The organism is Rhodopseudomonas sp. B29, from assembly GCF_000333455.1.
Lineage (GTDB): Bacteria > Pseudomonadota > Alphaproteobacteria > Rhizobiales > Xanthobacteraceae > Rhodopseudomonas.
Map to the genome: position 1 here is coordinate 1 of NZ_BADD01000145.1, position 1966 is coordinate 1966.

The following is a 1966-nucleotide window of genomic DNA, read 5'->3' on the forward strand; positions in this document are numbered from 1 at the left end:
AGCTTCCGCAGCAGCGACGCCATCGTGCTTGCGCACCCGCAGCCAGGCGGGCACCAGCGCGGCGTTCAGCGCGCCTTCGGTGAGCAGCCGCCGCGTCACGTTGACAAGCTGAAACGCCAGCAGGAACGCGTCCGCGATGCCGCCAGCGCCGAGCAACGCCGCCACCAGCGCGTCCCGCACGAATGCGAGGAGGCGCGACGACAGCGTTCCGGCAGAAACGGTGAGAAGCGGGCGAAGCATCGACAGCACGCAGTTTGACGGCCTTGTGGGCCTGACCGTGAACGTGATAGGTCGCGCCGCCGCGGTTGACAAATTGTCGCCCGCGAGCGGCCCGTCATCCTCGGAAAGCTCCCCATGACCTCAGCCCAATACGACGTTCTCGCCATCGGCAATGCGATCTTCGACGTGCTGGTGCGCACCGAGGACGATTTTCTGGTCCGCCACGGCATGACCAAGGGCGGCATGGCGCTGATCGACGAGGTCCGGGCCGCGGCGATCTACGCCGATATGGGGCAGGCCACCGAAATGTCGGGCGGCTCGGCCGCCAACACCATCGTCGGCCTGGCGTCGTTCGGGGCCCGCACCGCCTATGTGGGCAAGGTCAAGGACGACCAGATCGGCCGGCTCTACAGCCACGACATCCGCGCCGCCGGCGTCACATTCCAGACCATGCCGGCCAAGGACGGCCCGGCCACCGGCTGCTCCTACATCCTTGTGACGCCGGACGGCGAGCGCACCATGAATACCTATCTGGGCGCGGCGCAGGATCTCACCCCGGCCGACATCGACGAGGCCCAGATCGCCGCCGCCGCGATCACTTATCTCGAAGGCTATCTGTGGGATCCACCGCAGGCCAAGGAAGCCTTCCTCAAGGCCTCGAAGATCGCCCATGGCGCCGGCCGCAGGGTGGCGCTGACGCTGTCGGACGCGTTCTGCGTCGATCGCTATCGCGGCGAGTTCCTCGATCTGATGCGCAGCAAGACCGTCGACCTGATCTTCGCCAACGAGTCCGAGCTGCATTCGCTGTACCAGACCTCCGATTTCGACACCGCGATCAAGCAGCTGTCGCAGGATGTCGCGCTTGGCGTCGTCACCCGCAGCGAGAAGGGCTGCGCGGTGGTTGAGGGCACCGACGTCACGATGGTGCCGGCGTCGCCGATCGATCAGCTGGTCGACACCACCGGCGCCGGCGATCTGTTCGCCGCCGGCTTCCTGTTCGGCCTGGTGCGCGGCGCCGGCCACCACAACTCCGGCCGCCTCGCCGCCCTGGCCGCCGCCGAAGTCATCCAGCACATCGGCGCAAGGCCGCAAGTGTCGCTGAAGGATCTGGCCCAGCAGCACGGGCTGCCGGTGTAATTAGCTGGTTGCAGTCCGCCTCCAAAGCATACACCTATCTTTTTGTCATTCCGGGGCGCGAGCGCAGCTCGCGAACCCGGAATCCATATGTGGACGGCCCCCGAGCCACAAGGGATTCTGAGGACTGATCGGATCGCTTGCATCCATATGTGCGGCCTGTCGGTGCGGTCGCGATGGACCGCTGGCCAAGATGGCTTCCGCGACGCGAGCTCCAATCACCCTACCGGCCTTTGTGTGCCGATGGATTCCACGGATTGTCTCGCCTCTCGGTTCGATCGATCGTTCCATCTGTCTCCCGTTGCAGCTCCGGCTCGAGCGTCGGACTAATTGCCCGACGTTCGATCTCTCAGTCGGCGCGCGGCGATGCGCTCGGCATCCGCGCCCCGTCGTAAGTCTGTTGCGTGATCATCATCTTCCAGGCGATCCTGGCGATCTTGTTGGCGAGCGCCACCGCCGCCAGCTTGATCGGCTTGCGCGCCAGCAGCGCGACCAGCCACACCGAGGCGCGGCCGCGCCCATGCCGCGCCTGCTGGATCACCGCCATGGCGCCGGAGATCAGCACGCTGCGCAGCATCTCGTCGCCCGCGCGGGTGATCCGTCCGAGCCGGAG

General features: G+C 66.5%; 2 protein-coding genes and 1 pseudogene. 1 reads left to right on the forward strand and 2 read right to left on the reverse strand.

Annotated elements, in window-relative coordinates; translation table 11 throughout:
* Nucleotides 1-240 (reverse strand): lipid II flippase MurJ (locus I5M_RS29230; protein ID WP_283804862.1); only part of this gene is annotated, 240 nt, incomplete at its 3' end.
* 114 nt (nt 241-354) lie between these two features.
* On the opposite strand from I5M_RS29230, the gene I5M_RS05445 reads away from it, so the two are divergent.
* The gene (locus tag I5M_RS05445; RefSeq protein WP_022720484.1) at nt 355-1356 is read left to right on the forward strand and encodes an adenosine kinase; all 1002 of its coding nucleotides are present in this window, start codon (nt 355-357) and stop codon (nt 1354-1356) included.
* Nucleotides 1357-1702: 346 nt separating this feature from the next.
* Here I5M_RS05445 and I5M_RS05450 read toward each other — a convergent pair.
* A pseudogene (locus I5M_RS05450) lies at nt 1703-1966 on the reverse strand (IS110 family transposase); the annotation flags it as partial.

Bases quoted from the DNA above. Each gene is read 5' to 3' on its own strand.
- I5M_RS05445 (WP_022720484.1), top strand. From the start codon at position 355: ATGACCTCAGCCCAATACGACGTTCTCGCCATCGGCAATGCGATCTTC.